The organism is Prochlorococcus sp. G5PB11 (genome assembly GCF_059772425.1).
The window spans coordinates 1802214-1818459 of record NZ_CM186287.1 but is presented as its reverse complement, the minus strand read 5'-3'; the positions used below and the strand labels follow the sequence as shown (position 1 = coordinate 1818459).

The following is a 16246-nucleotide window of genomic DNA, read 5'->3' as shown; positions in this document are numbered from 1 at the left end:
AGCTCATTAGCTGAGGTGCTGTGACAGACGCGTTGAACACAAAAAGATCTGAAGAAATTTTTGGCTCTGCCAAAAATTTAATGCCTGGTGGAGTCAGTTCACCTGTAAGAGCTTTCAAATCTGTTGAAGGGGATCCAATCGTTTTTGATCGAGTCAAAGGTCCCTATGCTTGGGATGTTGATGGAAACAGATACATCGACTATGTGGGTAGCTGGGGACCAGCTATTTGTGGCCATGCTCATCCTGAGGTGATTGCGGCCCTTCAAGAAACACTGGAAAAAGGAACTAGCTTTGGCGCACCTTGTGTTCTTGAAAACCAACTCGCTGAAATGGTCATAGATGCCGTACCAAGCGTTGAAATGGTCCGCTTTGTAAATAGTGGCACCGAAGCATGTATGGCTGTTCTTCGTTTGATGAGGGCCTTCACCGGGAGAGATAAAGTTATCAAATTTGAGGGTTGCTATCACGGACATGCAGACATGTTTTTAGTGAAGGCAGGCTCAGGTGTAGCAACACTCGGTCTGCCTGACTCACCGGGTGTACCAAGAAGTACTACTGCTAATACTCTTACTGCTCCTTATAACGATCTTGAAGCAGTAAAAGAACTATTTGCTGAAAACCCTGATGCAATATCAGGAGTCATACTGGAGCCAGTTGTAGGGAATGCAGGCTTCATAACACCTGAACCAGGATTCTTAGAAGGATTAAGAGAGGTAACTCAAGAGAACGGGGCTCTTTTAGTTTTTGATGAAGTAATGACTGGTTTTCGAATCAGCTACGGAGGAGCACAGGAACGTTTTGGAGTTACTCCTGATTTGACAACTATGGGCAAAGTAATCGGAGGAGGCCTTCCAGTAGGCGCTTATGGGGGACGCAAAGAAATCATGTCTATGGTTTCTCCTTCTGGACCGATGTATCAAGCAGGTACTTTGAGCGGAAATCCTCTTGCTATGACAGCAGGTATTAAAACTCTTGAACTGCTTAAACAAGAAGGAACATACGAAAAATTAGAAGCTATTACAAAAAAACTTTTGGATGGAATCCTCACTGCCGCAAAAGAATCAAATATTCCAATTCATGGTCAGAGCATTAGCGCTATGTTTGGTTTTTATCTATGTGAAGGCCCTGTTCGGAACTTTGAGGAAGCTAAATCTGCTGATACTGAACGATTCAGTAAAATTCATAGAATGATGCTTGAGAAGGGTGTTTATTTAGCCCCAAGTGCATTTGAAGCGGGTTTTACATCATTAGCTCACTCTGAAGATGATATAAACGCGACAATAAAAGCTTTTCAAGAAAGTTTTTCTGAAATCTCATAAAAAAAAGTCCAATTAAATATTGCTTTAATTGGACTTTTTTTTATTGGTTATTACTATCTATTCTTTCCTCCTACAATAACCGGAACATTTCCTGAAGAACTGCCAGGCAAGGATGGAACAACTTGTGTCTCACCATTCCATTTATCTAAAAACAATTTAAAAAGAACTTGATCATCAAGACTTTTATTTAAAGTGTCATATCTGAGAGCTTCTTGCTCAGCAATTTTGACCTCAGTTTGAGCTCTCAATAGTTTTTGCTCAGCAATTTGTTTTTCTTCAATTGCTGCTCGATACTCATCTGCAATCGTTAAACCTGTTAAATCAAGAGATTGGACATCTACATAGTCAAACTTATTAAGCTCTTCTGCCACTGTTTTTTCTACTAATTCTGAGATATCACTCCAGGAACTTGCAATAGTTACTAATTCATACTTTGAGAAAACTGACTTAAGTGCTTTCAAAAGTGATGGTTGGATAATCCTATTGTAAATCTCTCTATCGTTGTAAGAAATTGTTTTAAATACTCTTCCAGCTTCGCTAGGTTTTAAAGCATACTTTACAGTTGCAGTTGCAGAAATAACCTGCAAGTCTTTAGTTAATGAATCAAACTTCTCAGGTCTAACCTGAGTCTGAACATTAAAAGGATAAGTATTTTGGACAAAAGGTACTTTGAAATTCAGACCAGGCTTACGAGATCCGCCACTCACTTTTCCTAATGTTGTCACAACTGAAACCTGCCCAGCAGGAACAACAAAAAATGATTGAGTAAGAAGTAAAAAGCCAGTAAAGGAGAGGACTAGTAGAAGAGTTGTTGTGCCACCAGGTCCATTCGGAGTCACGTTACGAAATGGAGTTGTCATAAAAAAGCTTGTCTAGGTTGATTTTATGTTGATTTGGAGAATATTGTGAAGTTTGTTAGATAGAAAAAATAATCAACTTATTTTTTTAATTGATCAAGAAGAGTTCTTGTATGAATAAAAACTCCATTTTCTTTACTTAAATCATCTCTTTAGCAGTTCTTAAAACCTCCAAATAAAGTTCTTCATCAATCTCTCTAATATCATATTCTGTAGGCATCGTACCGTGCTTATGTTCATGAACAATCATCCAACATGATCTTTCCAATTCTTTTGTTGACATTCCAGAAAATTCAAGTGATTTCTTAGCAAGTTTTTGTATAGTTTTTTCCATAATAAAGAATCATAAAAATCAAAGTTTTAAACTATCATTTTACTATCTATAATTTTCAAACTGAAGAGCTATTTCCAGATCCTCTTCCTGTTTCTTGAGTAAATTAATTGCAGTTTGCAAATCATCTTTGTTTTTACCAGTTATTCTCAAACTTTCTCCTTGTATTGAAGCAGAAACTTTCTTTATGTTATCTCGAACTAACTTACTAAGTTTCTTTGCAATTTCTTGAGACAATCCTTTTCTCAATAAAACATTTTGCGATACCATATTCCCACCAATAATTTCAATCTTTTGGAAATCGAAAATTTTTAATGATAAATTTCTTTTCGTAGCCTTCTGCAATAAAATATCCTTTACAGATTGAATCGTCATCTCACTTATAGAAACAATAGATAATTCATTTTCTTTAAGATCTATTTTAGTCTTTGAGTCTTTAAGATCATATCTTTGATCGACTTCTCTTCTCAATTGATCAATAGCATTTACTAATTCCTGGTGATCAAATTCTGAGACTACATCAAAAGAATAAGAAGAAGGCATAAAAACTTCAATTTGTTACCACCATTTTATTATCAAAAAGAGAAATTGCTTATAAATATATTTAAAAGATATTTTGTAGTCTTAAAAAATAACTATAAATAAATCATTATCTTTGATTTTAAATTAATCAAAAAACATAAGGCTGACAATCTTTCCCATATCTTCAGCACTATGACAACTACTCAATAATGTTTCACTGTCATGGAATGCAAAACAAATCAATTGATCACATCTATTAATAATTTCTTGATTACAAAGACTACTTGCCATTGGCAAAGGTAAATCATTATTTTCTTCTTTTTCTATTAAATGTAAAACGCTCCCAAGAAGATCCTTTACCTCTGCAGTCTGCCTATCGAGAGATTGAGGCAATAAAACAGTTAAGAGAGAGGGGTTAACATCTAAAACAGCTCTAATTACTGCCGCATTGACCCCTTGTGAACCTGATGTAATTATCGAATGTCCCTCCTGAGCCAAAGAACGTGCTATTAATTCAACTATGTGAATCGAAACAACTGGCACATGCCTACTCCCTAAAAAAGCAATCCTTCTTTTTCCCTCGTTTTTCAGCAAGGCCAATTCCTGAGCGAGAGTATCAACTCGTCCCAATGCAGGAAGATCGAGTGATCGACTCAAGGACATCCTAGTTCAGATAATTTAAAGGTAGCACTATTCATGAAGTCAAAAAGAAATTCCTAAAGTTTTAAAGATTCGATCAAGGTCACAATGTTCTTGAACTAACCGAAAAGCATAAGTAGCTTTAACTGTTTCATGAAGACGAACATGGCCAAATGCTTGCTCAATAACTTCAACTGTTGAGAGTGTATCTCTATCAACTTTTAGCAATGGAACATCTAACTCTTCGGATCTATTGATTAATTGTGGTAGTGGTTCACCAGCACCTGTCAAAATCAGACATTGAGTAGAAGCTTCCAAAGCCGCTAATTGGATATCTGTTCGATCAGCGCCAGTAACTACTGCCATATTACGCCTTCTTCGAAAAAATTCCATTGCCGAATTAACACTCATCGCACCTATGCTCAATGTTTCTACCATCAACTCAAGCCTGTCAGAGCAACAAACAACTCGAGCATTTAAACGTCTCACCAATTCTTCAACCGTGACACTCCTCAACAAAGGGGACCTAGGCATTACCCCAAAAACATCTAAGCCTAGTGACTTTAGCGATGGAACTACATTATCTTTGATATCTTTAATTTGATCAGGGTTAACAGCATTTAAGATAACTCCACTTAAATAATCACCAAGTTGATTTTTAGCCTCCAACAAAGCTTCAACACTTCTACTATCTTGCCAAAAATGAGCGAGTAAAACTTTAGCATTTAAACCTTTTGCAAGTTGACTGAGACTTAATCCATACAAGAGTCCCTCATGCAAACTCCCTGCGGCCTCGAGAATATTGATAGTATCACCAGAAGAATCGAGAGATAGCTTTAACTTATCAAATTCAATTCCAGGATCTAAGCTCTTTGATTGAATCCTTTTACTGGCAGTAGAGGCACCCAAAAATTGAATCGAGGGAATTAAATTTTCAACAGACAGTTTTAAAGTCTCTCCAACGAACCTAACGTCATCATCAATCATCTCTTGATTGTCTCCTCCTTCAGAGACATTTAACTCAAGACTTGTCGCTAAGGGTTTACCAAATCTAACAAAATGATTTGAAGCGATTAAATTTCTTGCTATGCCAAGAACTAAGGCAGATTTACCACTAAATGGTTCACATGATCCAATTAGAAAGGTCTTGCTCATTAATTAAAGACCTGATGTGAGATTAATATCTTTATAAGTTTAGGCTTTTTAAGAAAGTTCTCAACACTTAATCTGAATAAAATTCTCATCAGACAAAAACTCTCCATTAACTCGTAATTTTTCGCAAGAGATACAATCAATACAACTCAATAAAAAGACTTGTACAAAAACTCAAGGTTTAAGGGTTTGAAGATTGCCATAACTGGGGCAAATGGGAGTCTTGGCAGGTCTCTAATTGAAGAGCTGAAAGCACAAGGAGCTTATGTTGTTGGCTTAACTCATAACAAAAAAAACAATGAAAAACCTTTTAGGAAGAGACCAAACGAATGGATTTACTGGTCTTGCGGCAAAGAAGAAATACTTTCAAAAAGTCTTGCTAATATTGATATCTTGATACTTAATCATGGATTTAATCCAAAAGGAATGATTGATTCAAATGAAATAAATAAAGCCATAGAAATAAATTCACTCAGTCATTGGAGATTAATAGAAATATTTGAGGATTTAGCAATATCAAACACTGATTTAAATAAGTTCACTTCAAAGGAAATATGGGTAAACACATCAGAGGCAGAGATCCAAATAGCATTCAGTCCAGCATATGAAATAACAAAACGTCTAATTGGCGAACTTGTAAGCCTAAAAAAAAGTAAATTATTAATGGAAAAAAGGTCTCAATTTATAATCAGGAAATTAATACTAGGTCCTTTTAAATCAAAATTAAATCCACAAGGAATTTTGAGTCCTGAATTTGTAGCAAAAAAAATAATTCAGAAAGCAGAAAAAGATGATTATTTAATCATAGTATCTCCCAATCCCATTACATATTTATTAATGCCATTCGTTGAATTAATTAGAATATTGTATTCAAGATTTACAAAAAAAATATACTCCTAATGGTTTCTTTCGAAGATAATTAATCTCCTCTATCAGTAAGTATTTCAAAACCGTTTTCCGTAACCAATACAGTATGTTCCCACTGAGCAGATAGATTCCCATCTTTAGTAATTACAGTCCAGCCATCACGAAGAGTCTTACAGTATTTCGACCCAAAATTGATTATGGGTTCTACTGCAATTGTCATACCTTTTCTTAGACTGACATTAGGCAAATCATTAGTTCTAAAATTAAATACCGAGGGTTCTTCATGAAGATTCCTTCCCACACCGTGACCGGTATAATCTTCAACAACACTGAAACCATTAGCTTTCACATAATCTTCAATCGCTCCTGCAATATCAAGAAGCTTATTTTGTGGTTTAATTTGTTTTATTCCAAGCATCAAAGCTTCTTTAGCCACTCTACTTAGTTCAACTGCTTCATCTGAAGAATTTCCTACACAAATAGTTATACAACTATCTCCATGGTAACCATTATAAAAAGCGCCTGTATCTACTTTTAGCAAATCTCCATCATTAATAATTTTCTTCTTACTTGGTATTCCATGAACAACCTCGTTGTTTATGCTTGAACATATACTACCTGGGAAGCCATGGTATCCTTTAAAACTTGGCTTGGCACCATGATCTCTTATTCGTTTTTCCGCATATTTATCTAGATCAAAGGTAGACATTCCTGGTTTAACCAAATCTCTAATTTCACTTAGTACAGTTGCAACTATTTTGCTAGATTTACGCATAATTTCTATCTCTCTTGAAGACTTAATTTCAACTCCTCTCCTTTGTTTAATAACAGGACCATTATTGACAGGTATTTTTGAATTTGATGAGGAAAGGAGATCAGAGAAAAGCTTCATTGTTTAAGGAAAAAGTAAAAACCACAAAATTTGACTGTTATTAACAAATTAATAATACGCAAATTATCAAATGGATAGGGACATTTTTATTGGAAAAATTCTTTTCTTTAATAAAATTTGTATATTATAACGAAAGATTGAAAGACTCATTTTTTTTCTTTAACGATCAATCAATGGCTTAATAAATGCCAAATACGAAAATAATGAGAAGATTGGGATTAAAGAACCAATACATCAAAAATTTTAAATTTGAGAAACAAGCGGTTACAATATGACTCCGGCCAAATCAAGAGTAATTGGTGATGTCAGTTGATTCTAAAGAACCCTCTACAGAAGAGGTACAAGTTGAAGTTGAATCAAGTACTCCAGAAGATTCTGGAGTAAAAAATGCTTCTGAAACAAAGCCTAAAGGAAAGAAAATTTCAATTAAAACTCTCTCTCCTGCAGCAATAATTAAAGCTTTTGAAGACGAACAACAAACTAAAGATCTCCCTGATATTTATGTTGGTGATACTGTTCGTGTTGGAGTCCGCATAAGTGAAGGTAATAAAGAAAGAGTTCAGCCCTATGAAGGTGTTGTAATAGCAAAGCGACATGGCGGAATTCATCAAACAATCACAGTAAGACGAATTTTTCAAGGAATAGGCGTTGAAAGAATTTTTCTGGTTCACAGTCCTCAAGTTGCATCCATTAAGGTTGAACGCCGAGGTAAAGTAAGAAGAGCGAAGCTTTTCTACCTGCGTGAGCGAGTGGGCAAAGCCACACGCGTAAAGCAGCGCTTCGACCGCTGAGGTTTCGGCCTCCTCAATCAAAAGTCATTGGTTAACAATGACTTAAAGGGTATATACAATGCGCCGTTAGTTCAGTTGGTAGAACGCAGGTCTCCAAAACCTGATGTCGGGGGTTCAAGTCCTCCACGGCGCGTTCGAAAACCCTTTTTGCAGTTACTTTTTTAAAGAATGGAGTTGGATCTTCAACCTGGCGATGTCGTAAAAGTTCTCGAGTCAGCCGCATTAGGCTGGGTCAGGGCTCGAGTTATTCGTGTAAAATCAGGTGGCCGTGTAGTAGTGCAAAGCGACCAAGGACGCGAGTTCACAGCTCGTGGTAATCAAGTTAGGCTGATAGAGCCTGCTGGTTTCCGTCCTTAACAAATCATCTGATTTTTGGTTTTATTTCACTGGCGTCTTTCTTTTCAAAGGGAGTCCGCTAGATGAAAAATCATCTAAAAATAGTTCTAAAGTCAACAATATTAATCTTTGGTTGACTTGATGGCATTTATAGGATGATACTCTTTGGGTTAATTCAAAGGATTTCATTTGAAAGAAAGAATCCTTTTTAAAGCCTAAAACTGGGACCGTAGTTCAACTGGTTAGAGCACCGCCCTGTCACGGCGGAAGTTGCGGGTTCGAATCCCGTCGGTCCCGTATTTAAATTGAGTTAGAGCATTGACAGTTAGGGTAAGACTGGCACCAAGTCCAACAGGAACACTTCATCTAGGAACGGCTAGAACAGCACTTTTTAATTGGCTATTTGCAAAAAAAGAAGGTGGATCTTTTCTCCTGAGAATAGAAGACACTGATATAGAAAGATCTAAATTGGAATATATAAAAAATATCTATGAAGGTCTCCAATGGCTAGGGATAAACTGGGATGAATCCCCAACCATTCAAAGTGAGAGAATAAAAGAACACAAACAAATCATAAAGACTCTTCTCGATAAGGGGGTTGCCTATAAGTGTTACGCCTCAGAAGAGGAACTAGATGAAATGAGAGAATCTCAAAGGAGAAGTGGTTTAGCTCCTAAATACGATAATAGGCACAGAAATTTAACTAAAGAGCAAGAATCAAGATACATAGACGAAGGAAGAGAACCCGTTATCAGATTCAAAATCAGTGATCAAAAATTAATTTCATGGAATGACTTAATTAGAGGTGAAATGACTTGGAGTGGTAAAGATTTAGGCGGTGACATGGTAATTGCGAGAAGAGCACCAGCAGATTTAATTGGTGACCCCTTATACAATTTAGTTGTTGTAGCTGATGATTCAGCAATGAACATTTCCCATGTAATAAGGGGAGAAGATCATCTTGCGAATACAGCAAAGCAAATTCTTCTTTACGAAGCTCTAGATCTCAAAATTCCTATTTTCGCTCATACTCCTTTAATTCTTAATTCTGAAGGTAAAAAACTTTCAAAAAGAGATGGGGTTACTTCAATCTCTGAATTCAAGAAAATGGGTTACACATCTGAAGCGATGGCTAACTACATGACTCTTCTTGGCTGGTCTGTTCCAGAGGGGATTAATGAGAGATTCAAAATCTCAGAAATCTCAGAAATTTTCAGTTTTAAAAAGGTTAATAAAGCCTCAGCAAAATTTGATTGGGATAAATTGAACTGGCTAAACTCTCAAGTAATCCATGAAATGCCAGCCGAAACACTATTAGAAAATTTAAATCCTTTATTTAAAGAGAATGGATGGCACATCCCAAGTCAAGAATGGGGAATTCATCTCGTAGATTTAATTGGACCATCTATGGTTCTCATAAATGATGGAGTGGATCAAGCTAAACCTTTTTTTGAAGAGCCCAAATTAAATAATGACGGGAAGAAGCAATTGGAACTAAAAGAAGCAAAAGTAATTTTAAAGTTTGTTGTTGAAAAACTTGAAAGCTTAAATGCTTCATTAACTACCAAAGATGAAGCTCTTGATTTAATCAATCAAGCTACAAAAAGCTGCTCAGTGAAGAAAGGGCTTGTGATGAAAAGTCTTCGAGCAGCACTTTTTGGAACTCTTAATGGGCCTGATTTAATTCAAAGCTGGCTTCTACTCTCAAGATTCAGTAAAGATAGAACCCGAATTAGTCGCTTCATTTAAATCTTTATCTTCATCTAGTAAACCCAACATTTTTGCTAACGGTTGAGCTGTTAAACCTTGTATGCCTACCGTCATTAATATTGTCAAAAACACTAATCCCTGAAGTTTTCCAGCCCCTAAAACACCTGCCTGCTCCAATCTAATGGAAAACAAAGAAGCAACTGCTGCAGTCACTATTCCACGGGGAGCCAACCAACCAAGAAACAATCTTTGTTTATTGTCAAGAGGTAATCCATAGGTCGCTATCCATACAGCAATTGGTCTCACTACAATCATCAAAAAAAGCACGCAAGTGATACCTCCCCATCCCAAAGGGCTCAATTCCCCCCATGAGACATCTGCTGCCAACAATGGGAAAAGCATAGTAATTGCTAACTGAGCTAATTCTCTAATTAATTTATCAAGTTCATTCGCCTCTGTAGAGGGCCTTTGTCCTACAACAAATCCTGCTGCAACAGATGCAGGCAATCCTGATTCAGGCAATAACCATTCGCATACTCCATAAAGCAAGAAGATGACACCAAGAGTTAGTTGCAACCTGATCCCGATATAAGGCTCAGATCGTAAGCGTTTTAATCCTTCTGAAAGCAAAAGGCCTGCAATTGATCCAAATAAGACTCCTCCTCCAAGCCTTGAAAGCAATCCAAAGAGTAGCTCTCTCCAGCCATGCAAATCTCCAACAACAAGCTCTAACAACAAAAGTGCCAGCACTGCTCCAATAGGCTCGAGTATCAACCCTTCAGCTTCAAGAACATCACTTAGTGGGGATGCAAGTCGAATTTGTCGAACCAATGGAGTTACAACTGTTGGTCCGGTAGCAAGAACAATTGCACTGTAAACCCCTGCTACTGACCAGCCAAGTCCAGAAAACCAATGAGCAGCAAAGAAACCAGCTGCTAATGAAATGATTAATCTTATTGAAGAAATTCTTAAAACTATTGACTTGATAGCACCTCCAGGAAATCGAAGGTTTAAACCACCATCAAATAAAACAAGGCTTACTAGCAAACCTACTATTGTCTCCAACCCCTTCCCAAGATCTAATGGTTCAACTAATCCAAGACCTGATCTCCCTATCAACAACCCAGATAGCAATAACAAAACAACCCCAGGAAGACCTGTTATGACTGATAACAGTCTTGCTCCAGCCCCAGAAAAAACTGTGATCCCCCAGAGCAAGCCCAGCCTCTCAGGAGTCATAAATAACTAGCAATGAAGGCATAAGAGAGTATCCATTAAATCTGCCTAAGAAAATAAATAAGTTAATAAGATAGTTTTAATTACATATTCTTCTACAATAGCAATACTTTCAATCCTTATATTGTTTATACATTCTAATTTAAAAAACACCTGACAAAAAAATTTAAAATTTCTGGCCAAATGGTCTTAAAAATGATTCATTAGGCATATAAAGAGGATGCAAAGGGTTTCCTTTCTTACTTAGACCCAAACTTAAAATACGTTTAGGACAATTATTTTCAGTGGACTTCAAATTTGAAATATGTTTAATCATTTCTAGTACGTCATGATCACGTCCATTTAATTGACCTTTATCACCCCAGCCCAACCACAAATCACAATTAATATTTTTCTGCCAAAACTGTAATGTTGCTAGAGTAATTAAATCATTATTTCTGCCAATAGGATCTTTGCTTTTTGATAACTGCAAAGGAGACTTTGTAATTAACCCGAATAAATTTATTACATAAATATTCTTATAATTCCATCTTGAACAAAAATTAATTATCCTTGTAAGAGTCCTATCATTCTTAGATGAATTAGCATTTGAAGGATTTAAGCCGATAAAAACTACCGTCTTATTACCAGTCAAAGATTCTCTTTTTAAGATCCATCGATAGTAACTGCATTTACTAAATAAGCAAAATGACAAAAAAACTTAACCCTAAATCATTACTATTAATTTAAACTATCTTTCTAGCTAGATAAAATCAAATTAGATCCTAGAAGAATAGTCAATAAAATAATCAAACCTGCAATAGCCATTCGACCATTCCATATTTCAGCTTGAGGAGTGAATCCTCTTTTCCAAGAATTAATTTCACTTGAGCTTGCAGGCCTAGTGGATTTATGTTTTTCATTTCCTTTATTTAAAGACATAAGAAAAAATTAAATCGTCAAAGTATTAATTAAAAAGGAGGCTTGGAATCATAAAGCAAATTAGATTTTTCTAGAGGCCATCGAGCTGAAACACCTAATTCCATTGAACTTTTGGTGCTATTTGATGATAATCTTAACAAAGCTGCCGCCCCAATCATTGCAGCATTATCAGTACAAAATTCCATGGGGGCAAGAGCAACGTTAATTGAATTTTTAGATGCTTGGGAAATCATCATTTTCCTTAATCGCACATTTGCCGCAACCCCTCCAACCAAAACAAGAGAATTTAGACCTTGATCAAGAGCACAACGCAGGCTCCTCTCGACTAAAACCTCAGCTACCACCTGTTCAAAGCTCGCAGCAATATCTTCTACTGGTAATTTTTTGTTTTCCGACTTAAGCGTTTCTATCTGGCGAAAAACAGCAGTTTTCAAACCACTAAAAGAAAAGTCATATGGATAAAAACCACCGCCTGGCTTAGATACTCTACCTTTTGGAAATAAGAATTTTTTTGGATCTCCAGATTCAGCTTTTTTTTGAATAGCTGGTCCCCCTGGATAAGACAGTCCTAGAAGTCTAGCAACCTTATCAAAAGCTTCACCAGCCGCATCATCATGACTTCTACCAAGACGTTGATACTTATGCTGAGCATCTACTTTGATTAATTCAGTATGACCTCCACTTACCAATAAGACTAGGAAAGGAGGTTGTGGATGATTTTCCGATAAATAAATTGATGAAAGATGGCCTTCCAAATGATGTATTCCTAAAAATGGAATTTGATGCAAATTAGCTAAAGTTCTCGCCGTAATTGATCCAACTAAAAGCGAACCTGATAATCCTGGAGTAACAGTTGCTGCTATCGCATCAATATTTTTTATCTGTAGTTTTGATTTTGCAAAAACTTTTTCAATTAAAAATGGAAGATTTTCCAAATGTCTTCTTGATGCAATTTCTGGAACCACCCCACCCCAATTGGCGTGTTCCTCAACTTGTGAAGCTATTTCATTAGCCAACAAATCAATTTTTCCTTTTTCATTAGAAACTAAAGCTGCCGCGGACTCGTCACAACTTGTTTCGAGGGATAAAATTATTGACATTTATCGCTAGTTATCCACTAAGTTTAATACTGAAATCCCATTAAAACAGGGCAACAGATAAAAATCTGAACTCATGAGTCGTCTTTTATCAATTCTGCTTTCAACATTCCTTTTCTTAGGAATAGCACCAGTAGCTATCGCTAGGCCAGGACCAGCACTAAATGCTGACAGAGCTCCTACAGATTTTACAGCTTCTGCTCTAGTATCTTGTTCTGAGAATGCCCGTTTCCAAGAAAGAGCAAGCGCAGCTACAACAGATCAGGCAATAAAAAGATTTGAAAGATATAGCAAAGCTCTATGCGGCGATGACGGACTTCCTCATTTAATAATTGGTCCTCCTATTGAGCCCTGGGGTGCATGGTTTAACAGAGGTCATGAGGGAGATCTTCTCATTCCAGGAGTAATGTTCATTTACATAGCTGGAATTATTGGTTGGTCAGGAAGGGAATATGTAAGAGCTGTTAGGGGGAAAAAGAATGCTGCAGAATACGAAATTATTATAGACACCGATTTAGCTTGGCAATGCTTAAAAAGAGGCGCTGCCTGGCCTTTACAAGCTAATAGAGAGGGCAAGAATGGTGAGCTAAGAGAAAGAGACAATAATGTCACTCTTAATGGTCCAAGATGATAAATAATTATTTATCAATTTAAAATCACCTGAAATTTTTCAATCATGTTTCAATTATTCCGTACCAAATGGTTTAGATCCGCTCCAGTGGTAGCAACAATTTGGATCTTTATTACAGCAAGTATCATTGTTGAATTCAATAGATTTGTTCCTGACTTACTTTTCCACCCAATGTCTTTTTAAAATCCAATTAATTAGATTTAAGTTTTTAATCCCATTAGGCCTTCAATTTCCTTGAAGGCTTTTTCTATGTCTTCATTGATAACTACTGCGTCAAACTCTTTTTTCGCCATAAGCTCTTTATTTGCTATTGCTAAACGATCCCTAATAGATTCTTCAGTCTCGGTTCCTCTACCTCTAATTCTTTTTTCAAGTTCTGATAAATTTGGTGGTGCTAAAAATATTTGTAATGCTTCAGGAAAAGATTTTCGAATTTGTCGAGCACCCTCTAATTCAATTTCAAGAAGAACATTAGTTCCTTCTTCTATTTTTTCTTTAACTATTTTTTTGGGAGTCCCATATAAGTTATTTGAGAATGAAGCCCATTCCAGAAAACCTTTTTTATCTATTATTTCTTGAAAATTTGTCTTTTCTAAGAAAAAATAATGCTCTCCCTCTATTTCTCCAGATCTTGGCTGGCGAGTAGTAGCAGAAATTGAAAGCCATACATCATTATGACTTTCGAGGATTTTCCTAACAATTGTTCCTTTACCTACCCCGCTTGGGCCAGTAATAACAGTAAGATTTCCTAAACAAGTCATAACTGAATGATATCTAATTTACCTACCAAAGGTTAATTACATTATCTATTAAATTAAAAGGATGATAGATGAACAAAGTTCCAATTCAAATAATGGACTTAACAACCCTTAAAGCGGTTGTATTTGAACTTAGCCAAGATATAGTTCCAAGTCGATTTGAAAATGCACAGCAAATTGATTCAAATACTGTTCAATTAGGATTTAGAACCATTGAAAGACTCACATGGATAGAAATAAGTTGGCTTGCTGAATCCCCAAGGATTGTATCAATACCGCCTCCAAAAAGATATGGTGAAAAAAGCACATTAGCGAAACAATTAAAACATTTATTAGTCAATTTAGCTTTAGTTGAAATAAAGCAAAATGGTTTCGAAAGAATAGTAAGGTTTAGATTTTCTAGTAGACCTGGGGAGGAAATAGAAAAAGAATTGGTAGTTGAACTGATGGGTAGGCACAGTAATATTTTACTTTTAGACAGAACAGGTAAAGTAATTACACTTGGAAAAAAAATAAAAGAGAGTCAATCAAGATTAAGGCCAATAGGAACAGGAGATATCTATACGTCACCTCCACCTCTTAAAGGATTAACACCTGAATACTCTGAATCATTCTATTCATGGAAAAATAATATATGCTTAGTACCATCAACATTTAAGAATAGTCTTAAAGATACTTATCAAGGAATAAGTCCTGCTTTAACATTACAAATTGCAAGCAATAGTTATAACGATGCACTTAAACTTATAAATCAACCAGTAACGAGTATTGAATTAAAAACATGGAAAGCAATATATAAAAAATGGAAAAAGTGGCTATTAGATATTGAGAATAATAATTTCACAATTAATTTCAAAGGCCCAACTGATTTCATTGTGTGGGGGCAAAGAAAATCAAATCCTCAAGATACAAAAATAGGGCTAAAACTTAGTATCTATTATTCAAATAAGATTGCAGAAAGAAAAATAAATTCTATTAGAGAAAAACTAAAGCAAGATCTCGAGAAATCAAAAGTTGATGAAATCAGGAAGCTAAATGTTCAGAAACTCCTAATTAAAAATATTTCTGAATATATAACCATGCAAAGCAAGGCAAGAAACCTTCTCAACTTACAATCTCCAACCAAAAAGCAAATAATTGAAGCTCAAACTCTCTTCAAAGAAGCTAAAAGGAAAAAAAGATCTAGGGATTCAATTTTGAATAGAATCGATTTCCACAAGAAAAAAATATCAGAGATTGAATACTGTGAATCATTTCTTGATTCATTTATATACGAAAAAAATGAGGATCTAAAAAACAAACTAGATTCAATTATTGAACTTAAAGAAGAAGTAGAAGAATATGTTTGCATCAAAAAAAATAATTCTAAATTTCAATTAAGTAAAAAGAAGGGAAGCTCATCAAACATAAAAGAGATCCAAAGTCCTAGCGGCCTAACAATTCAAATAGGATCTAACAACAGGCAAAACGAATTAATAAGTTTAAAGAAAGGGAAAAAAGGAGATATTTGGTTTCATGCTCAAGAAATACCTGGAAGCCACATTGTACTTAAATCATCAAATGGACTTGCAGATGAAAAAGATATTCAATTAGCTGCTGATTTGGCTTCTTTTTGTAGCAGGGCCCGAGGTAACAAGTTAGTTCCAATTATAATGACCCCAATTGAAAATCTACAACGAATTTCAGGAGCCTTACCTGGAACGGTTAGCCATAGAGGAGGCAAGGTGATTTGGGGGAAAGCAGAGCGAGCACAGAAATATTTCCACCACAAGTGAACTTCAATGAATTAATATCAACTTCATTAGACAAGATGAAAAATGATTGACTTTTTGCTGGGGACTCATGAATTTCTAGGTAATCATTCTTTCCCCGAATTTTTAATTGGATATGCATTTGGAGCAGCACTAATTATTGGAGCTCCAACAGTCTTCCTTTTATTAGCATTTACCAGCGCTTTAATGAAAACCAATGGAAAAATGGGTGGCTACAAAGAATATGCTAGTTATGGTGAATCATCGCTGAATGATTGCCCTCCTTTTATATTGCCAGACCCAACAAAAACCAAATAAATTAATTTGCCCTTATTGACTAATGAGCAAAAGTTTATATAAATAATTTTTTTAAATATCTAGATAAAATTTATTACATGCTTGAAAACTCAATTTTCTACTAAAATAAGTCTATTAA

The 16246-nt window shown here is 35.7% G+C and carries 20 protein-coding genes and 2 tRNA genes; 11 read left to right on the top strand and 11 right to left on the bottom strand.

What is annotated here, in order from left to right:
• Window positions 1–80 precede the first annotated feature (80 nt).
• The gene (gene hemL / locus AC6EI0_RS10505) at window positions 81–1319 is read left to right on the top strand and encodes a glutamate-1-semialdehyde 2,1-aminomutase (protein ID WP_498508223.1); all 1239 of its coding nucleotides are present in this window, start codon (window positions 81–83) and stop codon (window positions 1317–1319) included.
• 53 nt (window positions 1320–1372) lie between these two features.
• On the opposite strand, the gene AC6EI0_RS10500 is transcribed toward hemL, so the two are convergent.
• The 5 genes from AC6EI0_RS10500 to AC6EI0_RS10480 form a co-directional block, all read right to left on the bottom strand.
• Window positions 1373–2179 carry a prohibitin family protein gene (locus AC6EI0_RS10500; protein ID WP_498520548.1) on the bottom strand — a complete coding sequence of 269 codons (807 nt, stop codon included), beginning with the start codon at window positions 2177–2179 and terminating at the stop codon, window positions 1373–1375.
• A 136-nt stretch (window positions 2180–2315) separates the two neighbouring features.
• Entirely contained in the window at window positions 2316–2510 is a 195-nt protein-coding gene (locus tag AC6EI0_RS10495) for a DUF8662 family protein (protein WP_498522447.1), read from the bottom strand.
• Between the two features lie 42 nt (window positions 2511–2552).
• Window positions 2553–3050 (bottom strand): YajQ family cyclic di-GMP-binding protein, encoded by a 498-nt coding sequence (locus tag AC6EI0_RS10490; protein ID WP_498522446.1) that lies wholly within the window; start codon window positions 3048–3050, stop codon window positions 2553–2555.
• Between the two features lie 123 nt (window positions 3051–3173).
• A complete protein-coding gene (locus AC6EI0_RS10485) occupies window positions 3174–3692 on the bottom strand; it encodes a DNA recombination-mediator protein A (protein WP_413682807.1) in 519 nt (172 codons plus the stop codon).
• A 39-nt stretch (window positions 3693–3731) separates the two neighbouring features.
• Window positions 3732–4823 (bottom strand): phosphotransacetylase family protein, encoded by a 1092-nt coding sequence (locus AC6EI0_RS10480; protein ID WP_498522445.1) that lies wholly within the window; start codon window positions 4821–4823, stop codon window positions 3732–3734.
• Window positions 4824–5009: 186 nt separating this feature from the next.
• On the opposite strand from AC6EI0_RS10480, the gene AC6EI0_RS10475 reads away from it, so the two are divergent.
• Window positions 5010–5720, top strand: coding sequence for an SDR family oxidoreductase (locus AC6EI0_RS10475; protein WP_498522444.1), 711 nt, complete (start codon window positions 5010–5012; stop codon window positions 5718–5720).
• A 19-nt stretch (window positions 5721–5739) separates the two neighbouring features.
• Here the strand turns inward: AC6EI0_RS10475 and map are convergent, their stop codons facing one another.
• On the bottom strand, window positions 5740–6579 hold the full coding sequence (gene map / locus AC6EI0_RS10470; RefSeq protein WP_498522443.1) for a type I methionyl aminopeptidase: 840 nt from the start codon (window positions 6577–6579) through the stop codon (window positions 5740–5742).
• A 302-nt stretch (window positions 6580–6881) separates the two neighbouring features.
• Between map and rplS the strand changes: the two genes are divergently transcribed.
• From rplS to gltX, 5 genes are all read left to right on the top strand, one after another.
• Window positions 6882–7370 (top strand): 50S ribosomal protein L19, encoded by a 489-nt coding sequence (rplS, locus tag AC6EI0_RS10465; protein WP_498522442.1) that lies wholly within the window; start codon window positions 6882–6884, stop codon window positions 7368–7370.
• A 60-nt stretch (window positions 7371–7430) separates the two neighbouring features.
• A tRNA-Trp gene (locus tag AC6EI0_RS10460) sits at window positions 7431–7503 on the top strand.
• A gap of 35 nt (window positions 7504–7538) precedes the next feature.
• Window positions 7539–7727 carry an SH3 domain-containing protein gene (locus AC6EI0_RS10455; protein WP_006043540.1) on the top strand — a complete coding sequence of 63 codons (189 nt, stop codon included), beginning with the start codon at window positions 7539–7541 and terminating at the stop codon, window positions 7725–7727.
• 202 nt (window positions 7728–7929) lie between these two features.
• A tRNA-Asp gene (locus tag AC6EI0_RS10450) sits at window positions 7930–8003 on the top strand.
• A 21-nt stretch (window positions 8004–8024) separates the two neighbouring features.
• A complete protein-coding gene (gltX, locus tag AC6EI0_RS10445) occupies window positions 8025–9455 on the top strand; it encodes a glutamate--tRNA ligase (protein WP_498522441.1) in 1431 nt (476 codons plus the stop codon).
• Here gltX and AC6EI0_RS10440 read toward each other — a convergent pair.
• The 4 genes from AC6EI0_RS10440 to tsaD all read right to left on the bottom strand — a co-directional run bounded on the left by AC6EI0_RS10440 (window position 9411) and on the right by tsaD (window position 12673).
• Window positions 9411–10655 carry a cation:proton antiporter gene (locus AC6EI0_RS10440; protein WP_498506830.1) on the bottom strand — a complete coding sequence of 415 codons (1245 nt, stop codon included), beginning with the start codon at window positions 10653–10655 and terminating at the stop codon, window positions 9411–9413. The two genes, gltX and AC6EI0_RS10440, sit on opposite strands and share 45 nt — an antisense overlap.
• 163 nt (window positions 10656–10818) lie before the next feature.
• Complete coding sequence (locus tag AC6EI0_RS10435) at window positions 10819–11286, bottom strand: DUF1643 domain-containing protein (RefSeq protein WP_498522440.1); 468 nt, start codon at window positions 11284–11286, stop codon at window positions 10819–10821.
• Between the two features lie 104 nt (window positions 11287–11390).
• Window positions 11391–11573, bottom strand: a complete 183-nt coding sequence (locus tag AC6EI0_RS10430; RefSeq protein ID WP_498522439.1) for a high light inducible protein — start codon at window positions 11571–11573, stop codon at window positions 11391–11393.
• A gap of 29 nt (window positions 11574–11602) precedes the next feature.
• Window positions 11603–12673 carry a tRNA (adenosine(37)-N6)-threonylcarbamoyltransferase complex transferase subunit TsaD gene (gene tsaD / locus AC6EI0_RS10425; protein ID WP_498522438.1) on the bottom strand — a complete coding sequence of 357 codons (1071 nt, stop codon included), beginning with the start codon at window positions 12671–12673 and terminating at the stop codon, window positions 11603–11605.
• 73 nt (window positions 12674–12746) lie between these two features.
• Between tsaD and AC6EI0_RS10420 the strand changes: the two genes are divergently transcribed.
• Together AC6EI0_RS10420 and psaJ are read left to right on the top strand one after the other, a co-directional pair.
• Window positions 12747–13301 carry a Photosystem I reaction center subunit III gene (locus AC6EI0_RS10420; RefSeq protein WP_498522437.1) on the top strand — a complete coding sequence of 185 codons (555 nt, stop codon included), beginning with the start codon at window positions 12747–12749 and terminating at the stop codon, window positions 13299–13301.
• 45 nt (window positions 13302–13346) lie between these two features.
• The gene (gene psaJ, locus AC6EI0_RS10415) at window positions 13347–13484 is read left to right on the top strand and encodes a photosystem I reaction center subunit IX (RefSeq protein ID WP_498462314.1); all 138 of its coding nucleotides are present in this window, start codon (window positions 13347–13349) and stop codon (window positions 13482–13484) included.
• 17 nt (window positions 13485–13501) lie between these two features.
• On the opposite strand, the gene gmk is transcribed toward psaJ, so the two are convergent.
• Window positions 13502–14062: a guanylate kinase gene (gene gmk / locus AC6EI0_RS10410; RefSeq protein ID WP_498522436.1), complete on the bottom strand. Its 561-nt coding sequence runs from the start codon at window positions 14060–14062 to the stop codon at window positions 13502–13504.
• Between the two features lie 68 nt (window positions 14063–14130).
• Here gmk and AC6EI0_RS10405 point away from each other — a divergent pair, with 68 nt between their 5' ends.
• Together AC6EI0_RS10405 and AC6EI0_RS10400 are read left to right on the top strand one after the other, a co-directional pair.
• A complete protein-coding gene (locus AC6EI0_RS10405; RefSeq protein WP_498522435.1) occupies window positions 14131–15834 on the top strand; it encodes an Rqc2 family fibronectin-binding protein in 1704 nt (567 codons plus the stop codon).
• Window positions 15835–15876: 42 nt separating this feature from the next.
• The gene (locus AC6EI0_RS10400; RefSeq protein ID WP_498462311.1) at window positions 15877–16128 is read left to right on the top strand and encodes a hypothetical protein; all 252 of its coding nucleotides are present in this window, start codon (window positions 15877–15879) and stop codon (window positions 16126–16128) included.
• Window positions 16129–16246 lie beyond the last annotated feature (118 nt).

Coding starts and splice junctions, on each gene's coding strand:
- hemL (WP_498508223.1), top strand. CDS start 81: ATGCCTGGTGGAGTCAGTTCACCTGTAAGAGCTTTCAAATCTGTTGAA.
- AC6EI0_RS10500 (WP_498520548.1), bottom strand. CDS start 2,179: ATGACAACTCCATTTCGTAACGTGACTCCGAATGGACCTGGTGGCACA.
- AC6EI0_RS10495 (WP_498522447.1), bottom strand. CDS start 2,510: ATGGAAAAAACTATACAAAAACTTGCTAAGAAATCACTTGAATTTTCT.
- AC6EI0_RS10490 (WP_498522446.1), bottom strand. CDS start 3,050: ATGCCTTCTTCTTATTCTTTTGATGTAGTCTCAGAATTTGATCACCAG.
- AC6EI0_RS10485 (WP_413682807.1), bottom strand. CDS start 3,692: ATGTCCTTGAGTCGATCACTCGATCTTCCTGCATTGGGACGAGTTGAT.
- AC6EI0_RS10480 (WP_498522445.1), bottom strand. CDS start 4,823: ATGAGCAAGACCTTTCTAATTGGATCATGTGAACCATTTAGTGGTAAA.
- map (WP_498522443.1), bottom strand. CDS start 6,579: ATGAAGCTTTTCTCTGATCTCCTTTCCTCATCAAATTCAAAAATACCT.
- rplS (WP_498522442.1), top strand. CDS start 6,882: ATGTCAGTTGATTCTAAAGAACCCTCTACAGAAGAGGTACAAGTTGAA.
- AC6EI0_RS10455 (WP_006043540.1), top strand. CDS start 7,539: ATGGAGTTGGATCTTCAACCTGGCGATGTCGTAAAAGTTCTCGAGTCA.
- AC6EI0_RS10440 (WP_498506830.1), bottom strand. CDS start 10,655: ATGACTCCTGAGAGGCTGGGCTTGCTCTGGGGGATCACAGTTTTTTCT.
- AC6EI0_RS10430 (WP_498522439.1), bottom strand. CDS start 11,573: ATGTCTTTAAATAAAGGAAATGAAAAACATAAATCCACTAGGCCTGCA.
- tsaD (WP_498522438.1), bottom strand. CDS start 12,673: ATGTCAATAATTTTATCCCTCGAAACAAGTTGTGACGAGTCCGCGGCA.
- AC6EI0_RS10420 (WP_498522437.1), top strand. CDS start 12,747: ATGAGTCGTCTTTTATCAATTCTGCTTTCAACATTCCTTTTCTTAGGA.
- psaJ (WP_498462314.1), top strand. CDS start 13,347: ATGTTTCAATTATTCCGTACCAAATGGTTTAGATCCGCTCCAGTGGTA.
- gmk (WP_498522436.1), bottom strand. CDS start 14,062: ATGACTTGTTTAGGAAATCTTACTGTTATTACTGGCCCAAGCGGGGTA.
- AC6EI0_RS10405 (WP_498522435.1), top strand. CDS start 14,131: ATGAACAAAGTTCCAATTCAAATAATGGACTTAACAACCCTTAAAGCG.
- AC6EI0_RS10400 (WP_498462311.1), top strand. CDS start 15,877: ATGATTGACTTTTTGCTGGGGACTCATGAATTTCTAGGTAATCATTCT.